Below are 20,669 nucleotides of genomic sequence, written 5' to 3' on the forward strand. Positions count from 1 at the left end.
GATCAATGTTGAATGACACACCACTTTCGCGAGCAAGCCCGCTCCCTCAGGGGATTTGCGGTGAATGCGTTACCTGAGAACAACTCGGAAAAATGTGGGAGCAAGCTTGCTCGCGATGGCGTTTGATGTTCATCCCACGATCACCGCGTTGGTTTATCCACAGCAACTATGACTGCTGTACAAACGTCAGCCGTACCGCAAACCCAATCAAAAGACTCCCAAACAACCACTGCTGCACGCGCTGGGCCGAAGGCGAGCGCTGAAGCCAGCGGCCGAGTGCCACGCCGACCAACGCGTAGGCGCAGTCGAACAGCAGGCCGACGCCGACCAGCACCACGCCCAGGATCGCGAACTGCCCCAGCACCGACCCGGCCTGTGGATCAATGAATTGCGGTAACAACACCGAGCAAAACAGCAAGGCCTTGGGATTGAGCAGGTTCGTCAGCAGCCCGCGTTGAATGGCCTCGTAATAATGCCGTTTCCCAACCTCGACAGTGGCGCCTTCAAAATTCGGCAGCAACGTGGTCCGCAGGCATTGAAAGCCAATCCATAACAGGTAGGCAGCACCGGCCAGGCGGACAACATCGAAGGTCCATGGCGCGGTCTTGAACAAGGCCGAAAGCCCTAATGCCGCCAACGCAACATGACACCCACGAGCAACTCCCAGGCCCACCGCCGTCGCCAACGCCGCGCCCCTGCCCTGACGGGCACCGGTTTGCAGCAGCAGGATCATGTCCGGCCCGGGCAACAGATACGCCACCGTCAACGCCATCAAAAACAACCCGAGCCCTGCCATGCCACCCCCCTTTTTATCAACGATTCGCAAGTGCCAAGTCTATGGCTGACGGGCAGGGCAGGTGGTTGCGAAGACAGCTTCTAAAGTGTCTGAAATTGGCATAATCTGCCAAGCATCTGCGTCATACAATCGGAAAATGCCAAGTCATGAAACTGGACGCCTTCGACCGCAAAATCCTCGTCGCACTGCAACGCGACGGCCGCCTGAGCAACGTGCAACTGGCTGAAGAAATCGGCCTGTCCCCGTCACCCTGCCTGCGCCGCGTGCGGATGCTCGAAGAGGCGGGGGTGATTCGTGGTTACCAAGCCGTCCTGGACCGCGACGAAGTGGGCCTCGGGCTAACGATCTTCGTCGGCGTCAAGGTCGAACGGCACAACGACGAGCGAGCCGAAGCATTTCGCCAGGCAGTGACGGCATTGCCCGAAGTGATTTCGGCGTTCCTGGTATCGGGCGAGTCGGATTTTCTATTGCAAGTCGTGGTGCCGGACTTGCGGGCTTATGACCGTTTTGTCACAGGGCAGTTGTTGAAATTGCCCGGGATCAGCGACATCCGGAGTAACTTTGCGATTAATACGGTGAAAACGCCGGGGGAGTTGCCGTTGGGGCATTTGCCGGGGAGCTGAGCAATGGATGACACAAATTAAATACAAAAAGCCCCGCTGCGAAAAACGCCGGGGCTTTTTGTTTTGCCGTCAGGTGGGAATCGTGCTGCTCCCATTCTCAAACGGACTGTCCGCCTATTGCTTCTCCTCTTTTTTTCTAACTTCAACTTCCGTTCTTGGCGTAATGACTTTCACAACGTCATCAATCACCGCCTTGCTCATTTCCAACAAAAAATGCGCAGCCCAGGCGTAGCGGTCGGTGCTCTTTTCAAACGCCGCGTCTTCGGCAAGCCGGTGAGCGAGATGCAAAAGATCCGACGCCCGTTCCAATGCTTCTTGGATGGGTACGCCGCCGTTGACACGGAACAGTGCTCGATCAGCGGAATAGTTGAAGGGGGTGTAGCCGATGGTTTTGAGGGTTGTGTCTTCATTCATGGCCTGCCACCGTTGATCGAGAAACAATAGGTTCGAGGCCTGAGCTTTGGCTGGTTTGAAAATGATTTGATTTGCTGCGAGGTACGCATTGTCTAGCTCCCGTGAAGCGAGGTTGCGTGACTCACGGGTTTCCAAGCCCGATCGCTGATTTGCAGCGACGTCTGGGAGAGTAGCCATCGAAGGGCAAGGGCAACAAGACGAAAACTCGCCGAAAAGCAAAGTAAGCGCACCCCCTACGCAGTTTTCGGATTTTGCCTACAAATCTCCCCTGGGGCCATGCCATACGTGGCGAGGGAGCTTGCTCCCGCTGGGCTGCGCAGCAGCCCCTCTCGTGAGCGCTTCGCACTCAAGCGGGAGCAAGCTCCCTCGCCACGGGACTCATTTTTCTCAGGGTTATTTCCGGGATTGGCTCTACCTAAAAACAAGGGCTAACAAGCCGATCAGTTGACCGAAAAGCAGTTGATTCTCTGTCGTACGCAGGTCTCTGATCTTGCCTACAAACTAAGAGGCAGCCGCCCGCTATCCACAACTGCTCAGATAGGAAATAGTACCCCACGAACGAACATACGATTGGCAGTGAGCGGTTGACGTCCGATGGATTTTGCCGGCTTCGCGGTAAGCGACGCTTAGGACGATGGCTTAAACCCTGGAAGAATGATCGATGCTTCAGAATGACCGCGATAATTTAGAGCTCGATAAACTTTTGATCGAAACCCGAAAGTTGTTGGCTGAGACTCGCAAGCTTACGGCCGAAGAAACGAAGCTGAAGAGCGAAGCCTTCTGGTGCCCATACGCAGTAGGGGCAGGGGTAGCGACCGCCATTGTCGCTGTTGCGGGTTTTGGGATTAAAATCTGAGCGCTGGTTCGCCACAATGAGCCAATACTCTCCCTGCATTCGGGTACTTGAGCTCTGCAAGCACGCGGCTCACATTGTTCGAAAGGGTTCACAGACTCAGCAAGGCCCGCGGCCTCAGAGGAGAAAGAAACATGCCTACACCTCGTAGTTATCGAGCAAGCATCGAGCAATTGCATCAAGAAGTAGAGGCGTTAGCTGAGGAGATGAGACGCCCGGCGCCGACCACAGTCCGCGTTACGTTGTTGCCATTCAGCATCGGTGTTACGTTCGCCCTGACTCTGTTTGCCGTTGTCGTTTTTGTCGCAAAACATGTTTGATTGTCTGTCGCTCAGATACTTTTCGGCATAGCCTATTCGATTGGGTCGGCACGCTTGCCGCCCTGGATCCTCGGCGCGACCGTCGGGGACGCAAACCCCACAAAACCCCAGACCAAAAAAAACCGGCCACCAAGAGCCGGTTTTTTTAATCCCCCGTCAAAAACGCACAACACGGGACCAAAATTCGATTGGAGCGGGTGAAGGGAATCGAACCCTCGTTATCAGCTTGGGAAGCTGGAGTAATGCCATTATACGACACCCGCTCAGAGCGGCTGACTTTGTACCAGATGTGGACACGGATTTGAAGTATTTCTTCACACAGCGTGCGACTAGTCGTCTACGCGAGCCTCAAACCAGAGCGGTCGTTGGCGGGCAAGCCCCTGCGCTGAAGGGGGAAAGGGGCTTGCTCGCCAGGACTCGGTTTCAGATGGCCAGTGCATGGTAGCCCTGCACGTAGCTGTAGCGCGGTCGGCTTTCGTGGGGTTCCGGTGTGAGGAAACCCATCAGGGCGTTGCGGCTGTCGCGGCAGGCGGCTTTGTGTTCCATGTCCAGGAAGTGCCCGGTGGCTTGCAGCGTGCTGAAGGTGCTGTGCTCGACGTGGTTGGCGAACAGCCTGGCGTCGTCGGCCGAGGTGTATTCATCCCATTCGCCGTTCAGGAACAGCACCGGCACGTTGATTTTCTTGGCCGCGTTGACATAGCACTGTTGGTCGCTGTGGAGCACATCGGTGATGTGGAAGTGCATCTGCCCGTACTCGTGCTCGGCCAGGCTGCTGACATGGCGATAGTTGAAGCGCTTGAACAGCGGCGGCAGATGCTTGCCGATGGTGCTGTTGACCAAGTGACCGACACGGTCTCCGTCCAGGCTGCTTAGGTAGTCCACACCACGCTCTAGATAGTCGCGCATCGGCGCATTGAGCACTGGCGAGAACGAGCTGATCACCGCTTTTTCGATGCGCCGTGGCCGTTGGGCCAGGGCGCTCAGCGTGGCGGCGCCGCCCCAGGAAAACGACAGCACGTGCTCGGCGGCGAAGTGGTCGATCAGTTCCAGGAGGATCTGCCCTTCGATCTCCTTCGTCAGCATTCTCTCGTGCCGATTGTGGGCCTTGGACTTGCCCGCGTAGGGTTGGTCGTACAGCACGACGTTGAATTGCGGGTAGAGGTTTTTGGCGGTCTGTGCAAACGACGCGGTGGTGGCCATTGAGCCGTTGACCAGGATGATGGTCTTTTGTGCGGCGTCTGCGCGATAGAACTCCGTGTAAACCCGATACTGACCCTGTATATCCAGCACAGCGATTTCTGGCCTCATGTCATAAGACTCCTGGCAAGCGGGTATGCGCGCAATAAGATTGCACGGGCAATGTGACAGGTAGGCATACGCCTGGAAGATAAGGCCCATGTCGATCCATGAAAGCCGGTCGACGGGTATTGTTATGGCGGGCAGTTTGCCGGACGGATAAGGCGGAACCTGAGGGTTCCCGCCGGCAAAAAGTTTCTTAGAGGTATGAGGTGACTCGTCGGTCACATTTCGGCCGACGGTTTGATTCAAGCAGGGGGGCGACCGTTGCGCAAGTCCCTATCGGAAAATTGTTCGACACTTCTGCCCAGCGGTCGTGGGGTCAGATGAGCTGGATTTCTTCAGGGCGCAAGGCCCGGTATTGACCCGGCGCTAAATGAGCGTCCAACACCAGCGGGCCCATGCGCTCGCGGTGCAGGCGCAGCACCTTGTTGTTGAAGTGGCCGAACATGCGTTTGACCTGGTGGTAACGTCCTTCCACGATGCTCAAGCGCGCCGACTTTTCCCCCAGCAGTGTCAGTTCTGCCGGCTGGGTGGTGAGGTCTTCGAAGGCGAAGTACATGCCTCGGGCGAAGGTGTCGGTGTATTCGGTGGTGATGGTTTGCTCGGTTTCGACGTAGTAGACCTTGGGCAGTTTGGTCTGCGGTTGGGTCAGGCGTCGGGACCAGGTTCCATCATTGGTGATCAGCATCAGCCCGGTGGTGTTGAAATCCAGGCGCCCGGCGATATGCAGATCGCCCTTGTCCGGTTCGTCCAGCCAGTCGAGCACGGTAGGGTGTTGCGGATCGCGCGTGGCGCTGACACAGCCGGGCGGCTTGTGCAGCATGAAGTAGCGCGCCGGTCGGCCGGCTTGCAGCACGTCGTCGGCGCCTTCGACGCGACTGAACTCACGTACCGGGGCATGGGGATCGCTGACGGTCTGGCCGTCGATTCGCACTCGGCGTTCCACCAGCAACAGGCGCACTTGTTGGCGATTGAATCGCGGCAGATTGCTGAGGAAACGGTCGACGCGCATGGGCAGTTCAGGCAGGGCAGCGGAGGGCGGGCATCTTACGCGATTGGCCGGGGCTTGGCGCGCAACTGGATGTCGACCTGCGCGCAATGCGGGCACAAGCAGGACTGATCCCGCAGCTCGGTCGGCAATGCTTCGAGCACGGCCGGGTCGATGCTCACGCTGTAGCACCAGCAGGGCCGGTCGGCGGTTCGAGGGTCGGCCAGGGTGCAGTCGTTGGCGCCGCCGCAGGCCGGGCAAAGGTCGGGTTTATTCATAGCTGGAGTGAGGCATTTCCACACAGGTTCGGTTGCACCCGGTTTGCCGGGCGCGTTGCAGCGCATGATCGGTCCGCGACAGCAGGCTGTGCAAGGTGTCTTCGTCTTGTAGGGTGGTGAGGCCGAGGCTGACGGTAACCCGCAGTTGCTTTCCACTGCAGAAATAGCGCTGCTTTTCGATGTGCTGACGAATTTTCTCTGCGATTTTCAGACCGGTCTGACCATCGGTGTCCTTGAGCAGGACGACGAAGGCGTCGGCGCTCCAACGACACACAATGTCCGAATGCCGCAGGCTCTCCGTCAGGTTGCGGGCGAAGCCGGTGAGCAGTTGATCGGTGGCGATATGACCGTGGGTGGTGTCCAGCTGCTTGAAGTCGTCCAGCTCCACCAGCAGCGCCGTCAAGGGTTTGGGTTCGCGCTGGGCTTCGTGCAGGGCTTGCACGGCCAGCAGGTCGAAGCCACGGCGGTTCGGCAATTCGGTCAGGCTGTCGAGGGTGGCCTGGGCGTCGATGCGCTGTTGGTAATTGTTGATAAGCCGATAAAGGATGGCCAGGACCGTCAGCGTCACGAGCACGCCGATCAGTAGATTCACGAACAACGTCTTTAGGATGTGTTCCCGTAGCGGGGCATGGGCGGCGTAATAGCCCAGCAACGTAATGATCAGGAAACCAGAACCGAGCAGCGCCACCACGGCCAGGAGCGGCTTGCGCTGGGAATATAACGGCGAACGGAGCGACATGGCGATTCCCTTGGCGCAGACCCAATGAAATCAGTTTAGTGGCCTTGTGGGAAAAGACAGTCGGATTTGCCACGTTTGTGGGGGCATTCAAAATACTGGCCGAAACTGGGCAAAGCGCTACATGTTTCAACTTATTGCACAAACGCACCAGATTCCAATTCTGCTGTCTGAGTAGGTGTCAGTCACACAACGTTGACTGCCGCCCATCAGCGTCGCTGATGTGGCCCATTCGCGGTCCAGGAGGCCGCCATGTATCGACGACTGCTGCTCATTGCGTTTCTTGGCCTGACTCTTTCGGCATGCGTGCCCTACTACGACGGAGACTCGAGCTACTACCGTTCCGAGGTCTACACCTCACCGGCGCCGGTCTATTACAGCGGTGGCGGGAGTTACTATTCGGCACCGCGCGGCTATTACGCTCCGCGATACTACCAACCGGCGCCGCGCTATTACTCGGCACCGCGCTACTACCAACATGGTCCACGCCATTACTCGCCACCGCGAGCGGCGTACCGGCCTTATCCACACCGGGGCGGCTGGGACGGTCGCGATCGGGGTGGCTGGAACGACGACCGTCGTGGCCGTGGCGGACGTGACCGTGGACATGATCATCGGGGACGGGGTCATGATGGACGGGGCAATCATCGGTAATGGACTGGCAGCAAAAAGCGGCGCATGAAGCGCCGCTTTTTTGTGCCTGCGATAACCTCGACGGAATACCACTTGTGGGAGCGAGCTTGCTCCGGGCGGCGATCCGACGATGGCGTCAGGTCAGCCAGCATTCATGTGCCTGCCATACCTCCATCGCGAGCAAGCTCGCTCCCACAGGGGGCTCCTTCTGGCTTGCTTATTCGTTAGATAAGTCCGCCAACGGATGCCTGCCTTCCCATACCTTGTGAAAGTGCGCCTCGACCGCCGCTTCGGGCACGTGGTTGATGTCCGGCCAGTGCCAGCGCGGTTTGTGGTCCTTGTCGCTCAAACGCGCCCGCACGCCTTCGCTGAACTCCGGATGACGGCAGCAGTTGAGGCTCAAGGTGTATTCCATCCGGAACACACCGGCCAAGGACAAATGCCGGGCTCGGGCTATTTGCTCCCAGACCAGGTGAGCGGTCAACGGTGAGCCTTCGCTCATGGTCTTGGCGGCCCGGGCGATCAGCGGATCAGGGTGGTCTACCAACAGGCTGAGGGCTTTCCAGGCGCAGCGCACATCACTGACATCCAGCCACTCGTCGATTTTCGGCCGCCGCGGCAGCCATTGGGCTTCGGGTAGTTGGGTGATGGCTTCCTGCTGCAAGGCCTTGAGCAAGCTGTTGAGCTGCATCTCGGTCTGCTCCTGCCAGTTGAGTTGCAGCAGGCCCTCGATCAGATCGTCCTGTTGTTCGTCCAGCAGAAAGCGGTCGGCCAGGCCCAGGTCGATGGCGTCCCGGGCGTTCATGTGGGCGCCGGTCAGGCCGAGAAACAGCCCGCGCTTGCCGGGCAGGCGCGACAAGAACCAACTGGCGCCGACATCCGGGTAGAGGCCGATGCTGATCTCCGGCATCGCCAAGCGACTGCTGGGCGTGACGATGCGGGTACTGGCGCCTTGCAGCAACCCCATGCCGCCGCCCAGTACATAACCGTGGCCCCAGCACAGTAGGGGTTTGGGGTAGGTGTGCAGGTTGAAGTCCAAGCGGTATTCCGCTGCGAAGAATTGCGCCGCCAGCGGCGGTACTTCGCCGGGATGCGCGCGGCAGGCCTCCACCAGGCTGCGCACTTCGCCGCCGGCGCAGAAGGCCTTGGCACCATTGCCGCGCAACAGCACACACACGACCTGCGGCTCTCGGGCCCAGGCATCGAGGCGATCACGCAAGGCGTTGATCATGGGCAGGGACAGGGCGTTCAGGGATTTTTCGGCATCCAGCGTGGCGATGCCGATACGGGCACCGTCGATGCCGGTGAGTTCTTCGAAGTGCAGATTCATCGTGACCTCGATCAGAAATTTGAATGTTCAGTATGACCGCTGCGTGGGAAAGTGCCGGTTCTGCGTCAGATCAATTGACAAGCCCTGTAGGCTTTCCTAGGGTGCGCCCATTGTTTTTACCGGATGCAACCATGACTGCTGACGACCGTATCAAACTCGAACCGAGCTGGAAGCAGGCCTTGCGTGCCGAGTTCGACAAGCCCTACATGGCGGAGTTGCGCGAGTTTTTGCGCAGTGAATACGCCGCCGGCAAGGAAATTTATCCACCGGCACCGTTGATTTTCAATGCCCTCAATTCCACGCCGCTGGACAAGGTCAAGGTGGTGATTCTCGGCCAGGATCCGTACCACGGTCCAGGCCAGGCCCATGGCTTGTGCTTCTCGGTGCAACCGGGCGTGCCGACGCCGCCGTCGCTGGTGAACATCTACAAGGAATTGAAGCGCGATTTGAACATCGACATTCCGAATCACGGTTACCTGCAAAGCTGGGCCGACCAGGGCGTGTTGCTGCTCAACACGACCCTGACCGTGGAGCGCGCCAATGCCAACGCCCACGCCAAGAAAGGTTGGCAACACTTTACCGACCGGGTCATCGAAGTGGTCAGCGAACACCAGCCGAACCTGGTGTTCCTGCTGTGGGGCGCCCATGCCCAGGGCAAGCAGAAGTTGATCGATGCGACCAAGCACTTGGTGCTGACCTCGGTCCACCCGTCACCGCTGTCGGCCCACCGAGGCTTCATCGGCTGCGGCCATTTCAGCCGGACCAACAAGTTTCTCCAGCAGCATGGCGAGCAGCCGATCGAGTGGCGGTTGCCGCCGGTTTAAACGGTTGGCAATAAAGACCCCATCGCGAGCAAGCTCGCTCCCACAGGGTTCCAGGGCAACACAAATCCCCTGTGGGAGCGGGCTTGCCCGCGAAAGCGGTGGATCAGCTTGCATCAATGGTGACTGTGCCGACGCCTTCGCGAGCAAGCTCGCTCCACATTGATCTTCAGCAACCATCAGATGTGGTGCACCGTAAATCCGATGTGGGAGCGAGCTTGCTCGCGATGAAGGCCACTCGGTCTACAAGTCCGAACCCGACCTGCTCGTCCAATACCTGAACAACGGCTCCGCCAGGAACAGCACGAACAACAACCGCATCACCTGCAACGCCGTTACCAATGGCACCGACAGTTGCAGCGTCTCCGCCGTCAGGCTCATTTCCGCGATGCCGCCGGGCATCATGCCCAACGTCAACGAACGCAGATCCAGGTGGGTCAAGGTGCTCAAGCCAAGGGCTGCCAGTGTGGCGATCAGCATCGTCAACACCGTGCCAACCAACGTGCGGCCCATGAATGACGGTGCCCGACGAAAGAACTGCCGGTTGAAATGACAACCCACCCCGCTGCCGATCAGCCACTGGCCACGCTGGCTGGCGCCGTCGGGCAGGCCAATCTGCAGGTCCCAACCGATACGCACCGCCGCGCTCACCAGCAACGGCCCGAACATCCAGGGATTGGGTTGGCGCAAGCGCTCCCAGACCCAGGCGAGCAGGGCGCCCGCCGGGAACAGGATCGCCAGCCACAGCCAGTCCACCGTCGTGGCGTGTTGCATCGGCGTACCTTCACCCAACAAGTACTTGAAGGCCGCCGGCACACACAACACCACCACCAGCACCCGCAGGCTCTGGCCCGCTGCAACGCGGCTGAGGTCCGCGCCGTTGCGGGCGCCGAGGTTAACCATTTCGCCGGAACCGCCCGGCATGCTCGAAAAGAACGCGGTGGCACGGTCCTCGCCAGTGCGACGCATCAGCCAGACACTCACCACGCTGGACACGCTGGTGATCAGCGCGCCGAAGAAGATCAGGCCGAAGTGGCTCAGGACTTGCTCCATCACCACCGGCGTAAAGTGCAGGCCGATACCGATGCCTACCACCCATTGGCCGCATTTGCGGCCGCCGGGGATTTCCATCAATTGCCAAGGCGTGAGACAGCGCACCAGGATGATCGCCAGCAACGAGCCGACCATCCAGGGCAAAGGCCAGCCGATCAGGCTGGCCAGGTAGCCGCCGGCCAGACCGACCAGCGGTGTTCCCCACCATTGTCTGAAGGTTGTTGCCTCAGACATTGGCCAGGGCACGACGCTGGGCACTGCGACGACGCCAGATGCGCAGCAGCGGCAGGAACAACATGATCGCCGTCAGGATCCAGCAACCGAAGGTGATCGGGCTCGACCAGAGGATCTCCAGCGCACCGTTGGAGATCGACAGCGCACGGCGCAGGTTCTGCTCCATCAGCCCGCCGAGGATGAAGCCCAGCAAGACCGGCGACAGTGGGAAATCCAACTTGCGCAGGATGTAGGCGAAGATGCCGATGCCGATCATCAGGAACAGGACGAACGTAGTGGCATGCACCGCGTAGACACCGATCCCGGTGATGATCGCAATGACCGGTACCAGCGCCCAGTTCGGCACGGCCAGGATGCGGGTGAAGATGCGGATCATCGGGATGTTGAGGATCACCAGCATGATGTTGGCGACGAACAACGAGGCGATCAGGCCCCAGACGATGTCCGGCTGTTGCTGGAACAGCAGGGGTCCGGGGGTGATGTTGTACAGCGACAGCGCGCCGATCATCACCGCCGTGGTGCCCGAGCCGGGAACGCCGAGGGTCAGCATTGGCACCAGCGCGCCGCAGGCTGCGCCGCCGATGGCGGTTTCCGGCGCCGCGAGGCCACGCTTGTCGCCCTGGCCGAACGTGCCACTGGCGCCGGCCATGCGTTTTTCAGTCATGTACGCCACAGCACTGGCCAGGGTCGCGCCCGCGCCAGGCAATACGCCCATGATGAAACCCAGCACGCCACAGCGGATGTTCACCCAGAACACCGAGGCCGCTTCCTTGAAGTTGAACATCATCCGCCCGGTGGCTTCCACCGCTTCCTGGCCGCGATGGGTTTTCTCCAGCAGCAACAGAATCTCGCTGATGGAGAACAGGCCCAGCACTAGCACGACGAATTGGATGCCGTCGGTCAAATGGATGTTGTCACCCGTAAAACGGTAGACGCCGCTGTTGGCATCGATCCCGACACTGGAGAGGAACAGGCCGATCAGCGCCGCGATGAAGGTCTTGAGCGGTCGATCGCCGGCCATGCCGCCGAGGCAGACAATGGCGAACACCATCAGGACGAAGTATTCCGCCGGCCCGAACGCAATCGCCCATTTGGCCAGCAGCGGTGCAAACAACACCATGCCGCAGGTGGCGATGAACGCGCCGATGAACGAGCTCCATGCCGACAGCGACAACGCCACCCCGGCCAGGCCTTGGCGGGCCATCGGGTAGCCGTCCAGGGTGGTCATCACGGTGGAGGCTTCACCGGGGATGTTGAGCAGGATCGAGCTGATGCGCCCGCCGTATTCGCACCCCAGGTACACCGCCGCCAGCAGGATCAGCGCCGATTCCGGCGGCAGCCCCAGGGCGAAGGCAATCGGGATCAGCAGCGCCACGCCGTTGATCGGTCCCAGGCCTGGTAGCAAGCCGACCACGGTGCCGATCAGGGTACCGCTCAGTGCTGTGACGAGGTTGTAGGGGGTCAGTGCAACGCCAAAACCCTGGCCGAGATAATTCAGGGTATCCATATCAATTCTCCAGGACGTCGAGCAGGCCCAGGGGCAGCGGCACGTCCATCAGCTTGTCGAACAACAGATAAAGACCGATGGCCATCAGGCTGATGATCACCACGCTCGGTACCCAGCGACCGCCATACAGGCGCGCCATCGGCACACCGCCCAAGATGCTGGCGACGATGAAGCCCAGGGGTTCGAAGGTCCCGGCGAAAACCAGCAGCAGCGCGACGCAGATGCCGATCTTCTGCAGGGTTTCACGGTCCAGTTGCGGGTCGTCCTCGCTGTGTACGACGGGCGTAGGGCGAAACAGCATGTACAGCAGCGCCAGGCCCATCAGTCCCAGGATCAATAATGGAAAGGCGCGCGGGCCGACCGGTTCGTAGGAAAAGGCGGCCTGATAGGGCCAGGCCATCAGCGCCAGGCCGAGACAGACCAAAAGCAGCACCGCGGCAAAAATACGTTGGATGGTGAGCATGACTAACTCCTGGGCGGCGCCGGTTGTGCCAGCGCCGCCGCGAGAACAGGGAGGATTACTGGATCAGGCCGAACTCTTTGGCCAGCACCTTGTAATCAGCCACTTGCTTCTTCACGTAGGTGTCCAGTTCCGGGCCGGTCATGGCGAACGGGAACAGCTCGCGCTGATCGCGCAGCTTGGCGAACTCTTCGGAGGCCAGCAGTTTGTCGAAGGCGTCTTTCCACCAGGCGTAGTCTTCATCGCTGACCTTTGGCCCGAGGTAGAAGCCGCGGACCACTGGCCAGACGATGTCGTAGCCTTGTTCCTTGGCGGTCGGAATGTCTTTCATTTCCGGCTCGTCGATGCGTTTCTCGGCAAACACCGCGAGCAGGCGCATGTCACCGCTCTGGATGTGCGGCATGGAGTCGGAAATATCCGTACTGCCTACCTGGATGTGCCCGCCAAGCAGTGCGGTGGCGATTTCGCCGCCGCCTTCGAGGGCCACGTAGCGCAGGTCGCGAGGGTTGATGCCGGCGGCCTTGGCGATGAGGGCGGTTTGCATCCAGTCCTGGCTACCCACGGTGCCGCCGGAGCCGATCCCCACCGAGCCTGGATCTTTCTTCAGGGCCTGTACCAGATCGTCGAGGGTCTTGTAGGGCGAGTCGCTTTTCACGGCGATGGCGCCATAGCTGGTGCCGACGGCGGCCAGCCAGCGCACGGCACTTTCATCGAAACGACCGAACTTGCCTTGGGCCAGGTTCAGCAGGGAGCCGCTGGACCAGGCCACCAACGTACCGGCGTCGGCCGGGCGCTGGGCGACCACTGCGTTGTAGGCCACCGCGCCGACACCGCCGGGCATGTAGGTGACGCGCATCGGTTTGGTCAGCAGCTTCTGATTGACCAGCGCACTTTGCGCCAGCTTGCACGTCAGGTCGAAACCGCCACCGGGGGAGGCCGGGGCGATGCATTCGGGGCGCTTGGGCTCGGCGAGCAGTTGCCCGGCGAACATCAGGCATCCGGCGGCCAAGGCTACTTTACGCAGTGATAGGCTCATTTTTGTCTCCACAGGAGTTGTTGTTGTGTGTTGTAGATGGGGCATTGCAAGCGTGAAGCTGTAGCGCAACTGCGCAGCGTTTCAACGACGCGGCAGGTCACGTTGCGCGCATGCACCTTGTCGTCGATGCAAATCGGCGCAGGCGTCGGCACAGGCAAGGGTAGTCTGGTTGGAGCGCAAAAGAGGGGCGGGTGTGAAGGCCTGGAGCTGCATGGACAGCATGATGAATACTCCGCTTATTGTTTTTATTCGGCGAAAACGCTTCGAGGCGTTTTTCGTTCGCGATCTGTTTCGCGACCGGCAGTCGTAACTGTCCGTTTCAAGACTCTAACGACCGAACCTTTCGCTAACCTTTCAAAAGCTTTCAGCGTGTTTTTTGGCTTCACAGTGACGGATGCGGCTGTAAACTCCGCGCCAAAGAATGGCGTCGGCCATCCCTGAATCGAGGAATAACCCATGCGTGTCCTGCTCGTCGAAGACCATCTGCAGCTCGCCGAAAGCGTTGCCCAGGCGCTCAAGAGCACCGGTTTGACCGTGGATGTGTTGCATGATGGCGTCGCGGCCGACCTGGCCTTGAGCAGCGAGGAATACGCCGTGGCGGTCCTCGATGTCGGGCTGCCGCGCATGGACGGTTTCGAGGTGCTGGCGCGTCTGCGGGCCCGGGGCAAGACGTTGCCGGTGCTGATGCTGACTGCCCGCAGCGACGTCAAGGACCGCGTCCATGGCCTCAACCTGGGGGCCGACGATTACCTGGCCAAGCCATTCGAGCTCACCGAGCTGGAGGCCCGGGTCAAGGCCCTGCTGCGCCGCAGCGTACTGGGCGGAGAACGCCAGCAGCGCTGCGGCGGGCTGGTCTACGACCTGGACACCCGCCGTTTTACCCTCGACGACGAATTACTGACCCTGACCTCCCGTGAGCAAGCCGTGCTGGAAGCGTTGATTGCCCGGCCAGGGCGGGTGATGAGCAAGGAGCAACTGGCGGCCCAGGTGTTCGGACTGGACGAAGAGGCCAGCCCCGACGCCATCGAAATCTACGTCCACCGCCTGCGCAAGAAACTCGACGGCCATGCGGTGGTGATCGTGACGTTCCGCGGCTTGGGCTATCTGCTGGAAAATCGCAATGCATAAACCCGACAGCCTGCGCTGGCGGTTGCTTCGCAACCTGGCATTGCTGCTGGTGGTGCTGATGCTCGCCAGCGGTTTGAGCGCTTATTGGAACGGTCGCGAAGCGGCGGATACCGCCTATGACCGGACGCTGTTGGCCTCGGCCCGGACCATCGCCGCTGGCCTGTCCCAGCGCGACGGCAGCCTCAGCGCGGATGTGCCCTACGTGGCCCTGGACACCTTTGCCTACGACAGTGCCGGACGGATTTATTACCAGGTCAACGACATCGACAAGAAGTTGATTTCCGGCTACGAAAACCTCCCCGGCCCGCCGCCCGGAACGCCCCGCACGGACGACTACCCAGCCCTGGCGCGTTTTTATAACGCTCAATACCAGGGGCAGAACGTGCGCGTGGTGAGCCTGCTCAAGGCCGTGAGCGAGCCGAACATGAACGGCATGGCGGAAATTCGCGTGGCCGAGACCGAAGAGGCGCGGGTCAGCATGGCCCGCAGCCTGATGGCCGACACGCTGTTGCGCCTGGGCATGCTGGCCGTGGGCGCGTTGCTGTTGGTGTGGGTCGCCGTCAGCGCGGCGCTGCGCCCGCGGGAGCGTTTGCGCACGGCAGTGGAGGAGCGTCAGCCGGACGATCTGCGGCCGTTGCCGCTGGTGGAGGTGCAACACGAGTTATGGCCGCTGGTGCGGGCCCTCAACCATTTCACCGAGCGCCTGCGCGGGCAGTTCGAACGTCAGGCGCAGTTCATCGCCGATGCCGCCCACGAACTGCGCACGCCTTTGGCCGCGCTCAAGGCACGCCTGGAGCTGGGCTTGCGCGCCAGCGAGCCGGTGACCTGGCGTGAAACCCTGGAAACCGCAGCCCAGGGGACCGATCGATTGACCCACCTGGCCAACCAGTTGCTGTCCCTGGCGCGGGTGGAAAATGGCGCCCGGGCCATTGCCGAAGGTGGCGCGCAGTTGCTCGATCTGAGCCAGTTGGCCCGTGAGCTGGGCATGGCCATGGCCCCGCTGGCCCATGCCCGAGGCGTGGCGCTGGCCCTGGAGGCCGACGAACCGGTATGGCTGCGGGGCGAGCCGACCTTGTTGAACGAGCTGTTGAGCAATCTGGTGGACAATGCCCTGGCCCACACGCCGTCGGGCGGCAACGTAATCCTGCGGGTGTCAGCGCCGGCGGGGCTGGAAGTCGAGGACGATGGCCCCGGCATTCCGTTGCATGAGCGGGATCGGGTGTTCGAGCGGTTCTACCGACGTAACCAGCAAGTGGCCGGCTCGGGACTCGGGTTGGCGATCGTCGGCGAAATCTGCCGCGCGCATCTGGCGCAGATCACCTTGCACGACGGGCAGGAGCGGGGGTTGAAGGTGCGGGTGAGTTTTGTCCCGGGATAAACCTGGCGATGCCAAACCCTGTGGCGAGGGAGCTTGCTCCCGCTGGGTTGCGAAGCGGCCCTAAAAAGCCTTGCGCCTGCTGCGCAGTCGAGCGGGTGCAAGCTCCCTCGCCACAAAAGCAACTGCCTGACTGCAAAATAGCGGCATGGCCAAGAGGCCTTCGTGGCTTCAGATCCTTCTAATAGAACATCGACCGCGCTTCTTCGATATCCGCGCAGCGGGCCTTGTTTTCCGGGTCGATGCCCAGTTTCTTGAAGGCCGGGACGCCGAACACGTCGATCCTGGACAGCGGGTGGTCAGTGTCCTTGTAGCAGTACAGCGCAGCGACCTGCACCAGATCGACATAATCGATTTGCTTGGAGTCCCGGCTGAAATCCAGGTACAGCCCTGGCAGCTTCACCAACCGCTCCGGAAACTCCCAGACACTGAGCAACTTGTCCCCCAGCACCGGGTGAATCGTCTCGATGACGTGGTTGAGGCTGACCGGGTCCGACAGCAATTCATTATTGTCTTGTGCATACGTGAGGATCGGCAGCACGCCGATCTGATGCACCAGCCCACCCAACGCGGCCTGGTCGGGCTTGAGTTGGGTGTAGCCGCGACACAGCGCATAGCTGACGCCGGCGATCTCCAGGCTCTTGCGCCAGACTTCGCGCATCTTCAGTTCCACCACCTCGGAGCGGGCATGGAAAATCTGCTCCATCACCAGGCCGATGGCCAGGTTGCTGCTGTAGTTGACGCCCAGTCGAGTGATGGCCGTGTGCAGGTCAGTCACTTCCTGGGTGGCGCGCAACAGCGGGCTGTTGACCACTTTTATCAGGCGTGCCGAGAGGGCCGTATCGCGGCCGATCACTTTGCTCAGGTTGCTGACGCTGATTTCCGGGTCTTCGGCGGCCCGGCGAATCTGCATGGCCACTTCCGGTAATGTTGGCAGAACCAGGTCGTCGTTATCGATGGCCTGTACCAAATCCCGTTGGACCTTATCCGCCAAATCGCTCATTTAGGTTCTCTAGAGTACTGCGGCAAATACTGCGATCAGCGCTGGATTTCGCGGTCGCGGTCCAGTTCGTAAGGCAGGTCCAACAATTGAAGGTGCGGGCCTTCCAAGGCACCGAGGTGCACATTGTCATCTTCTGCTGCTTCGGCCTGCAAAACCGCCAGCAGTTCAATGTTTCCCTCGCCGCGGGCGGCAATCACCACTTCGCCGATGGAACTGCCATGCGTGGGGGAGAACAGCGCCGTGCCGGGTTCCGGCAGTTCGCTGGCGTCCAGCCGCAGGCGATACAGGCGGCGCTTGAGCTTGCCCAGGTATTGCATGCGGGCGACGATTTCCTGGCCGGTGTAGCAGCCTTTCTTGAAACTGACGCCGCCGACGGCTTGAAGGTTGAGCATCTGTGGAATGAACAATTCGCGGGTGGCCGGCATGACTTGGCCGATCCCGGCGCGAATCTGACCCAGCAGCCACGGGTTCAGGTCCGCCTCGGCCAGTTCGGCGCCCAGGCGGGTGCGCAGTGCCTGGGCCTGGTCGGCGGGGACCCACAATTCGGCGCGGCCGGGGGAAACACGGATGGCGATCAAGGCTTCATGGCGCGCCACGCTGTCGGTGTCGCTCGGCAGTTCCAGGCCCAGGCCGGCCAGGGTCGTGTCGGCGTTTTCCAGGCCAAAGCGAACCCAGGCGGCGCTTTCGTCGGTGAGCTTGGATTTGGAGAACACGGCATATTTTTTCAGATCCGCCAGTTGCGGTTCGAGCAGTTCGGTGGCCATGGCCATCAACACGCCGTCGCCTTCGAGCAGGATGCGGAAACTCGATTGCATCCGGCCTTTCTGGGTGCAGCGGGCGCCGAGGCTGGCCCGGCTGTCGCTCAGGTAGTCGAGGTTGCAGGTCAATTGGCCTTGCAGGAATTTGCTGGCATCCACGCCGCGGACCGCGAGGACGCCTTCGTGGGACAGGGTGCAGAAAAAAGCGAAATCAGCCATGGGTCATCGCAGGGTAAAAAGTCTGGTAGACATCATAAGGGGACGCCCTTGAAATGGGTAGTTCACAAAGGATCGATGGCGCCCGACCAAAGCTGTCTGTTCCGCTGCGGTGGGGCCTGTATACTTGCGCTCTATTTGAGGAGCGCTCCATGGTCGAAGACGTTGAACTGAATCGCCTCTACTGGCACAGCCGCCGCGGCATGCTTGAGCTGGATGTGTTGCTGGTGCCGTTCGTGAAAGAGGTTTATCCCCATCTCAATGAAGTGGACCGTGCGTGCTACGTCCGCTTGCTCGAATGCGAGGATCAGGACATGTTCGGCTGGTTCATGGAGCGCAGCGAATCCGAAGACCCTGAGTTGCAGCGCATGGTCCGGATGATCCTGGACCGTGTCCAGCCCAAGTAATCGCTTCGAATGCCGCTGGCAGGCCTCCGGGCAACTGCTGGCGGCTTACCTGCTGGCCCAGGTGTTCGCTTTGGGTTCGTTGTTCCTGTTGTCCGTGCCGTCCTGGTGCGCGGCGCTTGGCGTCGTAGTGTGCCTGGCCCATGGCGCCTGGGTCATTCCTCGACATTTATGGCTGACCCATCGCCGGGCCTTTTGCGGGTTGCGGCGTAATGCCGCCGGTTGGCAGCTCTGGAGCCGGGCCGACGGCTGGCGGGCTGTGCAATTCCGTCCCGACAGCCTGGCGCTGCCGATGATCATCGTGCTGCGCTTTCGCCTGCAGGGCGAGCGGCGGGTTCGCTCGCTGTGCGTGCCCCGCGACGCGCTGGCGCCGGATGTCCATCGGCGCCTGCGAGTGCAGCTCAGGTTCAGTCGGCGTAGGTGGGCGGCACCAGGATAGTGTCCAGCGCCTCGGGCAGCAGGTTCGGGTAGTCGAGGGTGTAATGCAGCCCCCGGCTTTCCTTGCGCTCCATGGCCGAGCGAATCATCAGTTCGGCCACCTGGGCCAGGTTGCGCAACTCGATCAGGTCGCGGCTGACTTTGTAGTTGCTGTAGAACTCGTCGATCTCATCCAGCAGCAAGCGCACCCGGTGCTGTGCCCGTTGCAGGCGCTTGTTGGTGCGCACGATGCCGACGTAGTCCCACATGAAGCGCCGCAGCTCGTCCCAGTTGTGGGCGATAATCACGTCTTCGTCCGAGTCGGTGCCCTGGCTGGCGTCCCACGAGGGCAGGGCGACCGGAATGGCGACCTGTGGCAATTGCTCGAGGATGTCCGCTGCCGCCGAGCGGGCGTAGACGAAACATTCCAGCAGCGAGTTGCTGGCCATGCGGTTGGCGCCGTGCAGGCCGGTGAAGCTGGTTTCGCCAATGGCGTAGAGGCCCGGCACATCGGTGCGGCCGCGTTGGTCGACCATCACGCCACCGCAGGTGTAATGCGCTGCCGGCACCACCGGGATCGGTTGCTTGGTGATGTCGATGGAGAATTCCAGGCAGCGCTCGTACACCGTCGGGAAGTGGCTCTTGATGAACGCTTCGGGCTTGTGGCTGATGTCCAGGTTGACGCAATCGATACCCAGGCGCTTCATTTCATGGTCGATGGCCCGGGCGACGATGTCCCGTGGTGCCAGTTCGGCGCGTGGGTCGAAGCGTTGCATGAAGCGTTCGCCGTTGGGGAGTTTCAAATGAGCCCCTTCGCCACGCAAGGCCTCGGTCACCAGGAAACTCTTGGCCTGTGGGTGGTAGAGGCAAGTGGGGTGGAACTGGTTGAACTCCAGGTTCGCCACCCGGCAACCCGAGCGCCAGGCCATGGCGATGCCGTCGCCGCAGGCGCCATCGGGGTTGCTGGTATAAAGGTAGACTTTCGCCGCACCCCCGGACGCCAGGATGACGAAGCGCGCGCCGTAGGTGTCGACTTCACCGGTGCCGCGATTGAGCACGTAGGCGCCGAGGCAGCGATCACCGTCCAGGCCCAGGCGTTTTTCGGTGATCAGGTCGACCGCGACGCGCTGTTCCAGCAATTCGATGTTAGGCCGTTGTCGCGCCTGGGCGAGCAGGGTCTTGAAGATCGCCGCGCCCGTGGCGTCGGCTGCGTGAATGATGCGCCGATGGCTGTGGCCGCCTTCGCGGGTCAGGTGGAACTCGAAACCGCCGTCTTCGGTGCTCGATTGTTCGTCACGGGTAAACGGCACGCCCTGGTCGATCAGCCACTGGATGGCTTCCCGGCTGTGCTCGACCGTGAAGCGCACCGCTTGCGGATCACAAAGGCCGCCGCCAGCGTTGAGGGTGTCGTCGACGTGGGATTCAATGGTGTCGGTATCGTCCAGCACGGCGGCGACGCCGCCCTGGGCCCAGAAGGTCGAACCGTTGGCCAGGTCGCCCTTGCTCAGTACTGCGATGCGCAAGTGCGCAGGCAAGGTCAGGGCCAGGCTCAATCCGGCGGCACCGCTGCCGATTACCAGAACATCATGTTGGAACTGTTGGCTCATTCGAATGGTTTCCGCTCAAGGCGACCCGGGTCGGGGTTGGCGCCAGACACCGCTTCAACGGGTCGGGCAGCCACGCAGCCCACTAGTATATAGAGGGGGGGATCGGCACAATAGCCGGGCATTCATGGCAATGTGAAACCAGTGTGACAGAAAAGCGGCACGCTTCGTCGGATCAGCCGGTTGGCTCTGAGTCGACAAAGGCGTCTGTTTCGAAGACAGAACGCTGTTTATCACGTCATGGTCGTCCATTATTCTATTTGCGACGCTGGAAATAGCGGGAACTTTTGCCAGGCGCCTACGTTCAATAGTCGGTTGTCTGCAAAAGGGAGCAGCGTCGGGTTGATGCAGGATTTCGATTGGAATCCCTGCCAACAGGCCCG

General features: G+C 61.0%; 22 protein-coding genes, 1 tRNA gene and 1 pseudogene. 9 read left to right on the plus strand and 15 right to left on the minus strand.

Annotated elements, in window-relative coordinates; translation table 11 throughout:
* Window positions 1-166: 166 nt before the first annotated feature.
* Window positions 167-796 (minus strand): LysE family translocator, encoded by a 630-nt coding sequence (locus HGO40_RS09135; RefSeq protein WP_250962724.1) that lies wholly within the window; start codon window positions 794-796, stop codon window positions 167-169.
* Window positions 797-942: 146 nt separating this feature from the next.
* Here HGO40_RS09135 and HGO40_RS09140 point away from each other — a divergent pair, with 146 nt between their 5' ends.
* The gene (locus HGO40_RS09140; protein WP_250962725.1) at window positions 943-1,419 is read left to right on the plus strand and encodes an Lrp/AsnC family transcriptional regulator; all 477 of its coding nucleotides are present in this window, start codon (window positions 943-945) and stop codon (window positions 1,417-1,419) included.
* 114 nt (window positions 1,420-1,533) lie between these two features.
* Here HGO40_RS09140 and HGO40_RS09145 read toward each other — a convergent pair whose 3' ends face one another.
* On the minus strand, window positions 1,534-1,833 hold the full coding sequence (locus HGO40_RS09145; protein ID WP_250962726.1) for a DUF3077 domain-containing protein: 300 nt from the start codon (window positions 1,831-1,833) through the stop codon (window positions 1,534-1,536).
* 661 nt (window positions 1,834-2,494) lie between these two features.
* Between HGO40_RS09145 and HGO40_RS09150 the strand changes: the two genes are divergently transcribed.
* Both HGO40_RS09150 and HGO40_RS09155 read left to right on the plus strand, forming a co-directional pair.
* Window positions 2,495-2,689, plus strand: a complete 195-nt coding sequence (locus tag HGO40_RS09150) for a hypothetical protein (protein ID WP_250962727.1) — start codon at window positions 2,495-2,497, stop codon at window positions 2,687-2,689.
* A 131-nt stretch (window positions 2,690-2,820) separates the two neighbouring features.
* A complete protein-coding gene (locus HGO40_RS09155; RefSeq protein WP_250962728.1) occupies window positions 2,821-3,006 on the plus strand; it encodes a hypothetical protein in 186 nt (61 codons plus the stop codon).
* A gap of 189 nt (window positions 3,007-3,195) precedes the next feature.
* On the opposite strand, the gene HGO40_RS09160 is transcribed toward HGO40_RS09155, so the two are convergent.
* The 5 genes and pseudogenes from HGO40_RS09160 to HGO40_RS09180 form a co-directional block, all read right to left on the minus strand.
* Window positions 3,196-3,269, minus strand: a tRNA-Gly gene (locus HGO40_RS09160).
* Between the two features lie 160 nt (window positions 3,270-3,429).
* A complete protein-coding gene (locus HGO40_RS09165) occupies window positions 3,430-4,314 on the minus strand; it encodes an alpha/beta fold hydrolase (RefSeq protein WP_250962729.1) in 885 nt (294 codons plus the stop codon).
* Between the two features lie 310 nt (window positions 4,315-4,624).
* Window positions 4,625-5,317 carry a 16S rRNA pseudouridine(516) synthase gene (locus HGO40_RS09170; protein ID WP_250962730.1) on the minus strand — a complete coding sequence of 231 codons (693 nt, stop codon included), beginning with the start codon at window positions 5,315-5,317 and terminating at the stop codon, window positions 4,625-4,627.
* A gap of 35 nt (window positions 5,318-5,352) precedes the next feature.
* Window positions 5,353-5,571 (minus strand): cysteine-rich CWC family protein, encoded by a 219-nt coding sequence (locus tag HGO40_RS09175; protein ID WP_250962731.1) that lies wholly within the window; start codon window positions 5,569-5,571, stop codon window positions 5,353-5,355.
* A pseudogene (locus HGO40_RS09180) lies at window positions 5,564-6,169 on the minus strand (GGDEF domain-containing protein); the annotation flags it as partial. The pseudogene HGO40_RS09180 and the gene HGO40_RS09175, both read right to left, overlap by 8 nt.
* 390 nt (window positions 6,170-6,559) lie before the next feature.
* On the opposite strand from HGO40_RS09180, the gene HGO40_RS09185 reads away from it, so the two are divergent.
* The gene (locus tag HGO40_RS09185) at window positions 6,560-6,961 is read left to right on the plus strand and encodes a hypothetical protein (RefSeq protein WP_207965312.1); all 402 of its coding nucleotides are present in this window, start codon (window positions 6,560-6,562) and stop codon (window positions 6,959-6,961) included.
* Window positions 6,962-7,157: 196 nt separating this feature from the next.
* Here HGO40_RS09185 and dspII read toward each other — a convergent pair whose 3' ends face one another.
* Complete coding sequence (dspII, locus tag HGO40_RS09190; protein WP_250962732.1) at window positions 7,158-8,270, minus strand: enoyl-CoA hydratase/isomerase DspII; 1,113 nt, start codon at window positions 8,268-8,270, stop codon at window positions 7,158-7,160.
* Window positions 8,271-8,401: 131 nt separating this feature from the next.
* On the opposite strand from dspII, the gene ung reads away from it, so the two are divergent.
* Window positions 8,402-9,094 (plus strand): uracil-DNA glycosylase, encoded by a 693-nt coding sequence (gene ung, locus HGO40_RS09195; protein WP_250962733.1) that lies wholly within the window; start codon window positions 8,402-8,404, stop codon window positions 9,092-9,094.
* A 240-nt stretch (window positions 9,095-9,334) separates the two neighbouring features.
* Here the strand turns inward: ung and HGO40_RS09200 are convergent, their stop codons facing one another.
* From HGO40_RS09200 to HGO40_RS09215, 4 genes are read right to left on the minus strand one after another with little or no spacing between them, the layout of a single operon-like run.
* Window positions 9,335-10,378, minus strand: coding sequence for an AbrB family transcriptional regulator (locus HGO40_RS09200; RefSeq protein ID WP_250962734.1), 1,044 nt, complete (start codon window positions 10,376-10,378; stop codon window positions 9,335-9,337).
* Window positions 10,371-11,885: a tripartite tricarboxylate transporter permease gene (locus tag HGO40_RS09205; protein ID WP_250962735.1), complete on the minus strand. Its 1,515-nt coding sequence runs from the start codon at window positions 11,883-11,885 to the stop codon at window positions 10,371-10,373. Before HGO40_RS09205 ends, HGO40_RS09200 begins: the two co-directional genes overlap by 8 nt.
* A gap of 1 nt (window position 11,886) precedes the next feature.
* On the minus strand, window positions 11,887-12,348 hold the full coding sequence (locus HGO40_RS09210) for a tripartite tricarboxylate transporter TctB family protein (protein WP_250962736.1): 462 nt from the start codon (window positions 12,346-12,348) through the stop codon (window positions 11,887-11,889).
* A 55-nt stretch (window positions 12,349-12,403) separates the two neighbouring features.
* A complete protein-coding gene (locus HGO40_RS09215; RefSeq protein WP_250962737.1) occupies window positions 12,404-13,381 on the minus strand; it encodes a Bug family tripartite tricarboxylate transporter substrate binding protein in 978 nt (325 codons plus the stop codon).
* 456 nt (window positions 13,382-13,837) lie between these two features.
* Between HGO40_RS09215 and tctD the strand changes: the two genes are divergently transcribed.
* On the plus strand, window positions 13,838-14,509 hold the full coding sequence (gene tctD / locus HGO40_RS09220) for a two-component system response regulator TctD (RefSeq protein WP_250962738.1): 672 nt from the start codon (window positions 13,838-13,840) through the stop codon (window positions 14,507-14,509).
* Window positions 14,502-15,887: a two-component system sensor histidine kinase TctE gene (gene tctE, locus HGO40_RS09225; protein WP_250962739.1), complete on the plus strand. Its 1,386-nt coding sequence runs from the start codon at window positions 14,502-14,504 to the stop codon at window positions 15,885-15,887. The genes tctD and tctE overlap by 8 nt, the downstream gene beginning before the upstream one ends.
* A 178-nt stretch (window positions 15,888-16,065) precedes the next feature.
* Here the strand turns inward: tctE and HGO40_RS09230 are convergent, their stop codons facing one another.
* Both HGO40_RS09230 and ygfZ read right to left on the minus strand, forming a co-directional pair.
* Window positions 16,066-16,887, minus strand: a complete 822-nt coding sequence (locus HGO40_RS09230) for an HDOD domain-containing protein (RefSeq protein ID WP_186704543.1) — start codon at window positions 16,885-16,887, stop codon at window positions 16,066-16,068.
* Between the two features lie 35 nt (window positions 16,888-16,922).
* The gene (gene ygfZ / locus HGO40_RS09235; protein WP_250962740.1) at window positions 16,923-17,864 is read right to left on the minus strand and encodes a CAF17-like 4Fe-4S cluster assembly/insertion protein YgfZ; all 942 of its coding nucleotides are present in this window, start codon (window positions 17,862-17,864) and stop codon (window positions 16,923-16,925) included.
* Between the two features lie 149 nt (window positions 17,865-18,013).
* Between ygfZ and HGO40_RS09240 the strand changes: the two genes are divergently transcribed.
* Entirely contained in the window at window positions 18,014-18,268 is a 255-nt protein-coding gene (locus HGO40_RS09240) for an FAD assembly factor SdhE (RefSeq protein ID WP_003184348.1), read from the plus strand.
* Window positions 18,252-18,704 (plus strand): protein YgfX, encoded by a 453-nt coding sequence (locus HGO40_RS09245; RefSeq protein WP_250962741.1) that lies wholly within the window; start codon window positions 18,252-18,254, stop codon window positions 18,702-18,704. The genes HGO40_RS09240 and HGO40_RS09245 overlap by 17 nt, the downstream gene beginning before the upstream one ends.
* Here the strand turns inward: HGO40_RS09245 and nadB are convergent.
* Window positions 18,673-20,289, minus strand: a complete 1,617-nt coding sequence (nadB, locus tag HGO40_RS09250) for an L-aspartate oxidase (protein WP_250962742.1) — start codon at window positions 20,287-20,289, stop codon at window positions 18,673-18,675. The two genes, HGO40_RS09245 and nadB, sit on opposite strands and share 32 nt — an antisense overlap.
* Between the last annotated feature and the right edge of the window lie 380 nt (window positions 20,290-20,669).

The sequence above is a fragment of the Pseudomonas sp. CG7 genome, from assembly GCF_023701885.1.
Taxonomy (GTDB): domain Bacteria; phylum Pseudomonadota; class Gammaproteobacteria; order Pseudomonadales; family Pseudomonadaceae; genus Aquipseudomonas; species Aquipseudomonas zanjanensis.

Bases quoted from the DNA above. Each gene is read 5' to 3' on its own strand.
- HGO40_RS09135 (WP_250962724.1), bottom strand. From the start codon at position 796: ATGGCAGGGCTCGGGTTGTTTTTGATGGCGTTGACGGTGGCGTATCTG.
- HGO40_RS09140 (WP_250962725.1), top strand. From the start codon at position 943: ATGAAACTGGACGCCTTCGACCGCAAAATCCTCGTCGCACTGCAACGC.
- HGO40_RS09145 (WP_250962726.1), bottom strand. From the start codon at position 1,833: ATGAATGAAGACACAACCCTCAAAACCATCGGCTACACCCCCTTCAAC.
- HGO40_RS09150 (WP_250962727.1), top strand. From the start codon at position 2,495: ATGCTTCAGAATGACCGCGATAATTTAGAGCTCGATAAACTTTTGATC.
- HGO40_RS09155 (WP_250962728.1), top strand. From the start codon at position 2,821: ATGCCTACACCTCGTAGTTATCGAGCAAGCATCGAGCAATTGCATCAA.
- HGO40_RS09165 (WP_250962729.1), bottom strand. From the start codon at position 4,314: ATGAGGCCAGAAATCGCTGTGCTGGATATACAGGGTCAGTATCGGGTT.
- HGO40_RS09170 (WP_250962730.1), bottom strand. From the start codon at position 5,317: ATGCGCGTCGACCGTTTCCTCAGCAATCTGCCGCGATTCAATCGCCAA.
- HGO40_RS09175 (WP_250962731.1), bottom strand. From the start codon at position 5,571: ATGAATAAACCCGACCTTTGCCCGGCCTGCGGCGGCGCCAACGACTGC.
- HGO40_RS09185 (WP_207965312.1), top strand. From the start codon at position 6,560: ATGTATCGACGACTGCTGCTCATTGCGTTTCTTGGCCTGACTCTTTCG.
- dspII (WP_250962732.1), bottom strand. From the start codon at position 8,270: ATGAATCTGCACTTCGAAGAACTCACCGGCATCGACGGTGCCCGTATC.
- ung (WP_250962733.1), top strand. From the start codon at position 8,402: ATGACTGCTGACGACCGTATCAAACTCGAACCGAGCTGGAAGCAGGCC.
- HGO40_RS09200 (WP_250962734.1), bottom strand. From the start codon at position 10,378: ATGTCTGAGGCAACAACCTTCAGACAATGGTGGGGAACACCGCTGGTC.
- HGO40_RS09205 (WP_250962735.1), bottom strand. From the start codon at position 11,885: ATGGATACCCTGAATTATCTCGGCCAGGGTTTTGGCGTTGCACTGACC.
- HGO40_RS09210 (WP_250962736.1), bottom strand. From the start codon at position 12,348: ATGCTCACCATCCAACGTATTTTTGCCGCGGTGCTGCTTTTGGTCTGT.
- HGO40_RS09215 (WP_250962737.1), bottom strand. From the start codon at position 13,381: ATGAGCCTATCACTGCGTAAAGTAGCCTTGGCCGCCGGATGCCTGATG.
- tctD (WP_250962738.1), top strand. From the start codon at position 13,838: ATGCGTGTCCTGCTCGTCGAAGACCATCTGCAGCTCGCCGAAAGCGTT.
- tctE (WP_250962739.1), top strand. From the start codon at position 14,502: ATGCATAAACCCGACAGCCTGCGCTGGCGGTTGCTTCGCAACCTGGCA.
- HGO40_RS09230 (WP_186704543.1), bottom strand. From the start codon at position 16,887: ATGAGCGATTTGGCGGATAAGGTCCAACGGGATTTGGTACAGGCCATC.
- ygfZ (WP_250962740.1), bottom strand. From the start codon at position 17,864: ATGGCTGATTTCGCTTTTTTCTGCACCCTGTCCCACGAAGGCGTCCTC.
- HGO40_RS09240 (WP_003184348.1), top strand. From the start codon at position 18,014: ATGGTCGAAGACGTTGAACTGAATCGCCTCTACTGGCACAGCCGCCGC.
- nadB (WP_250962742.1), bottom strand. From the start codon at position 20,289: ATGAGCCAACAGTTCCAACATGATGTTCTGGTAATCGGCAGCGGTGCC.